Origin of the sequence: Labrys okinawensis (genome assembly GCF_002982075.1) — a bacterium.
Taxonomy (GTDB): domain Bacteria; phylum Pseudomonadota; class Alphaproteobacteria; order Rhizobiales; family Labraceae; genus Labrys; species Labrys okinawensis_A.
Map to the genome: position 1 here is coordinate 1 of NZ_PUEJ01000022.1, position 5,655 is coordinate 5,655.

2 protein-coding genes are annotated in these 5,655 nt (G+C 65.6%); both read left to right on the forward strand.

From position 1 onward, the window contains the following. Nucleotides 1-3,225 (forward strand): glycosyltransferase (locus C5L14_RS29845; RefSeq protein WP_105865697.1); only part of this gene is annotated, 3,225 nt, incomplete at its 5' end. A 70-nt stretch (nucleotides 3,226-3,295) separates the two neighbouring features. Beyond that, nucleotides 3,296-5,655: glycosyltransferase family 2 protein (locus tag C5L14_RS29850; protein WP_245443662.1), on the forward strand; the 2,360-nt coding region annotated here is incomplete at its 3' end.

The following is a 5,655-nucleotide window of genomic DNA, read 5'->3' on the forward strand; positions in this document are numbered from 1 at the left end:
TATTTTGCCGACGCCAATCCGGCCCAGGCCGGCAAGGATCGGGTCGAACTCTACAAATACTGGCTGTTCACGGGCCTGAAGGCCAAGGTGCCCGGCAATGCGGCCGAGCATCTCAGGCTGCATGGGCTGGGCCTGCTCGAATATCCGGCCGGGTTCGACTGGCGGGCCTATGGCAACCGGCCCGGCGTGACGCCCAGGCACCGCTGGGACCTGCTCTATCACCTCATCGTCAACGACGCGATCCCGGCCCATGAGATTCCGCTCGGGCCGAGCGGCGGGCCGGACTTCCTGCTGGCGCTGGCGGGGGCGTTGAAGGCGCGCAATCCCGAGCGTGCGGCCAGCCTCTATGCCTTTGTCGACCGCAAGAGCCCGCTCGGCCCGGCGGACCGGGAGCGCTGGGCCGATTGCCTGGCCGCGCGGGAGAACTGGCAGGAGGCGCTGCCGCTCTATCGCCAGGCGATCGACGCCGGCTCGATTCATGTGCAGACCGCGGTCAAGGCCATCGAGGCCGCCCTGAAGCTGCGCGAGCCGGAGCAGGCGGTGGAGGTGCTGCTCCAGACCCGGACGGCCTCCGGCGGCGACATCCGCTGGCGCGAGGCGCTGCGCCAGACCATCGAGGCCGCGTTCCGCGAAGCCTGGATGGCGGCCGAGGAGCTCTATGCCCGGGAGCGCCGCCAGGAGGCGGACGATGTCATGACCAAGGTGGTCGCCGACATCGCCGGCTGGTGGAACACCTTCGATCCGCCCGGCCCGCCGCTGCCGGCCACGCCCGATCAGCGTATCGTCATGCTGGCCAATGTGGATCTGCGGCAATGCACGCATTATCGCGTGACCCAGAAGATCGAGATCGCCAAGGTGGCCGGCCTCACGCTGGAGGTCTACACCCAGGCGGAGGTGGACGACTTCATCACCGCCATGCCGGGGGCCAGCGCCGCCATCTTCTATCGCCTGCCGGCCCTGCCTTCGAACATCCGGGCGATCTCGATCTGCCGGGCGCTCGGCATTCCCAGCTATTACGACATCGACGACCTGATCTTCGACGCCACCCATTATCCCGAGCCGATCGAGACCTATGGTGCCTCGGTCAGCAAGAACTTCTATCATTCGCTGCAGATGGGGGTGCCCCTGTTCCGGGCGGCGCTGGCCATGTGCGACTACGGCATCGCCTCCACCACCCTGCTCGCCGGCTATATGGAGAAGCTGGTGCGCACCGGGCGCTGCTTCGTGCTGCCCAACGGCATCGACAGCCATGACGCCGACCATTTCCGGCAGGCCATCCCGCGCGTGCGCCGCAACGAGGATGTCGTGCTGTTCTACGGCTCGGGCACCAAGGCGCACAATGCCGACTTTCTCGACCTGGTGGGCGGGCCGCTGCTGAACCTGATGGAGCGCCACGCCAATGTGCGCCTGATGGTGGTGGGCTATCTGTCGCTCGACGGGCGTTTCGACGCGGTGCGCGAGCGCATCACCCAGCTCGAATGGACCCGGGACGTGCAGTCCTATTGGTCCTTGCTGGCCGAGGCGGACATCAACATGGCCGTGCTCGTGCCGGGGCCGACCACCAACGGCAAGAGCGAGATCAAATGGCTGGAGGCGGCCGCCTTCAACGTGCCCTCGGTGGTCAGCGCCACCCACCGCTACGAGGAAGTGCTCGAAGACGGCGTCGACGCCTTTCTGGCGCGCACGCCCGAGGAGTGGGAGGCGGCGCTGGAGAGCCTGATCCGCTCGCCCGAGCGCCGCCGGGCCATGGCCGAGGCGGCGCGCGCCAAGGCCGTGAGCGTCTACAGTCTGGAGCGCAATGGCGAGCGGTTCAAGGAACTGCTGGCGCCGGCCTTCAACCGCAGCGACACCCGGCTGCAGGTCTCCCGGCGCAAGAAGCGCATCCTGTTCTTCAACATCTTCTTCCCGCCGCAGACCATCGGCGGCTCGACCCGGGTCATCCGGGACAATATCGACAGCTTCATCGGCTCGAACTTCGCCACCGAATGCGATTTTGCGGTGATGACGTCGGACAATGACAACCGCAAGCCCTATCAGCTCAAGGTCGAGAACTATAAGGGGATCCCGGTCTTCCGGGCCAATTCCCCGATCGAGGACATCCAGGAGTGGCGTCCCTTCAACGAGCGCTACGGGCGGCTGTTTGCCCGCGTGCTGGAGTTCTGGCGGCCCGATCTGGTGCATATCCATTCGCCGCAGCGCGGGAGCGCCTCGCTGATGACCACCTGCATCCGGGCGGGCGTGCCCTATATCAACACCATCCATGACGGCTGGTGGGTCTCCGACTACAATTTCCTGACCGATGTCACCGGGGCGCCGGTCGAGCCGGAGGAGGCGCTGCCCTCCAGGCCGCCCTTCGGCAAGTCGATCGGGCGCTCGCTCGAGCGGCGGCGGCGCCTGCGCCTCCTGCTCGAACGCTCCGCCGCCATCCTGGGGGTCTCGGATGCGTTCACGCAGATCATGCATCGCTCCGGCTACCCGGCGACGCGGTCGGTGCCCAATGGCGTGCCGGCGATGGAGCGGGTGCGCAAGACCCGCTCCGCCAATGGCAAGGTGCGCCTGGTCCAGGTCAGCGGCGAGACCCACCACAAGGGCTTCCATCTCGTGCAGGCCGCCTTCAAGCAGGGGCGCTTTGCCAATCTGGAACTGACGATCGTCGATCATCAGCGCTTCGGGGGCCCGGTGCTGGAAACGCGCTGGGGCGAGACGCGGGTGCGCTTCGTGGGCAAGACCAAGCAGGAAGACATGCACACGCTCTACGCCCAGCAGGACGTGCTGCTGGTGCCCTCGGTCTGGCCCGAAAGCTTCGGCCTGGTCTCGCGCGAGGCCACGGCCGCGGGCCTGTGGGTGATCGCCTCCGACCGCGGGGCGATCGGGGAAGGCATCGAGCATGGCGTCAATGGCTGGGTGCTGGACGTGGCCAGCATCGAACCCTTGTTGAGCACGCTCGAGGAGATCGACGCTTCGCCCGAGCGCTATCTGGATTCGCCGCCGGCCCTGGCGGTCAAGCCCCGCACCGCCGCGGACCAGGCGCGCGACCTGATCGCGATCTATCGCGACATCCTCAGGCGCCCGCCCGAACAGCAGCCCTGGCCCTACTTCATGACCGGCGACTTCGTGGAGGACGAGGATGCCAGCCAGGAAGACCGCGACTGGCTGAAGGGCAAGCGCAAGACCTTCTTTGCCGACTTCGGCAGCGACAGGGCAGGCAGCAAGCAGGAAGTGTAGGAATTGCGTTCTGCGGGCGGGTCTTCTCGAACGCCGCCGGGCATAGGGGGAGTGGAAGGCGTTGGAAGGGGTGGTTCTGGACACGCTCAGGGGAACGGCGGAGGGCGGCGGGCCGCTATGGGGCCGGTTCGATCCGGACTGGTACCGGCGGACCTATCCCATGGCCGCCGGGGAAGCGGATCCGCTGGCCTTCTATCTCAGCCAGGGCGCGAGGCTCGGGCATTCGCCCAACCGGTACTTCGACGAGGCTTTCTATGTCGGCGAGCACGAACAGGTCGCCCAGGCGGTCGCCGAGGGACGGGTCGCCTGCGGTTTCGAGCACTATTGTTTGAGCGGGCGAGACGAGCGCCCGGCGCACTGGCTGTTCGAACCGGGCTTCTACCGCCAGCTCCACAAGGATCTGACCGATGCCGCCCTGGCCAAGGGAGGCTTTGCCAATCTCTACGACCATTATCTGAAGCGGGGCGCCCAGGAAGGAAGGCAGGCCCATCTGTTGTTCTCGCCCCAGATCTATCGCCGGCACATGGCCGACACCGCCGGCCATCCCGTCCCGGACGGCATGGGCGCCTTCCAGCATTATCTCACCTGGATCGAGGAAGACGGGGGCGATGTTCCCACCACGCCCTATTTCGATGCCGCCTGGTATTTCCTGCACTATCCCGAGGTCGAGCAGGCCGTCGCCGAGCGGCGGTTCAAGAGCGCGCTGCACCACTATCTGTCGAACCCGGAGCCGTCGGCCTTCGACCCGCTCGAATATTTCCGCGAGCGCTTCTACATCGAACGCTACAGCGACATCGAAAAGGTCATCGGCCGGGGCAAGTGGTTCCGCAACGCCTATCTGCATTTCCTGCGCTATGGCCAGCACGAACTGCGCAACCCCACCAGCTTCATCAATCTGCAATATTACTGGGCCCGCCGCTCCAGCGTGGTGGTCAATGCCGAACTGGCCAAGGTCGTCGAGCCCTTCGCCCATCTCCTCACCGTCGGCCTCCTGAAGGGGCTGGCCTTCGCGCCGACCGGCGCCCCCATCGACGTGCCGGAGAAGCAGGCCCGCGCCCTGTTCCTCAGCCATGCCGAGAACATGGCGCCCCAGCATGCGCGCCGGCCGATCGACTTCACCCTCCAGGGCCCGGCGCAGGTCTGCGTCATTGTGGTGGTGCACAACCACCTGGCCATGACCCTGATGACGCTGGCCTCGCTGCGCGACAATTACGCCGGCACCATCCAGCTCATCCTGGTCGACTCCGGCTCGAGCGACGAGGTCAGGCAGATCCAGCGCTATGTCAGGGGCATGGTCCATCTGCGCTTCGAGACCAATATCGGCTTCATTCACGCCTGCAACAGCGCGCTGCTGCATGCGAACGCCCCCGCCATCCTGTTCCTGAACAATGATGTCAGGCTGTCCACCGGGGCGGTCGCCGCCGCCCTGGCGCGGCTGGAGAGCGATCCCAAGATCGGCGTGGTCGGCGCCAAGGTGATCCGCACCAATGAAAAGCTGCAGGAGGCCGGCTGCATCATCTGGCGGGACGGCAAGACCAACGGCTATATGCGGGACTGGGCCCCGCTCAGCCCGGAAGCCAATTTCGTGCGCGACGTCGATTTCGTCTCCGGGGTCTTCCTGATGGCGCGCGCCGATCTGGTCGCCCGCATCGGCGGCTTCGACCCGCAATTCGCCCCCGCCTATTACGAGGACGCGGACCTGTGCCTGCAGGTGTGGCAGGAAGGCTACCGCGTCGTCTACGACCCCAATGCGGTGGTCTATCACTACGAATATGGCAGCTCGCGCGATTCGGGCGCGGCGTTCGGGCTGATGCACAAGAACCAGAAGGCCTTCCACGCCAAACACCTGCAGGCCCTCAAGCATCGTTTTGCCAACACGCCGGAAGCCCTGCTGGAGGCGCGTTTTGCCGGCAGGACCCAGCCCAAGATCCTCTATATCGAGGATTATATCCCCCTGCGCAGCCTGGGGGCGGGGGCGGTGCGCAGCAACGACCTCATCCGCGTGATGGCCGGAATGGGCTATCAGGTCACGGTCTTCCCGGTGCACGGAACAGCGGCGCCGCTCGCCGAAATCTATGCGGACTTTCCCGACACTGTCGAAATCATTCACGACCTCAATCATCATGACTTCAACAAGTTCATCAACGACAGGAAGACTTATTTCGACTGCATCTGGATCTGCCGGGCCCACAACCTGAATTTTCTGCACGGGTACCTGGAAGAGCTCAAGCTGAACCCGAACAAGACGAGCATCGTCCTCGATACGGAGGCGATCTTCTCGCTGCGCGAGGAATTGCAGGCCCGGCGCGAAAACCGGCCCTTCAATCTCGGCGAGGCCATGGCCCGCGAGTTCAAGCACGGCCATTTCTGCCAGGAAATCGTCACCGTCAGCCCCGCCGAAGCAGCCGTCCTAAGCGAGTTCGGCTTTCC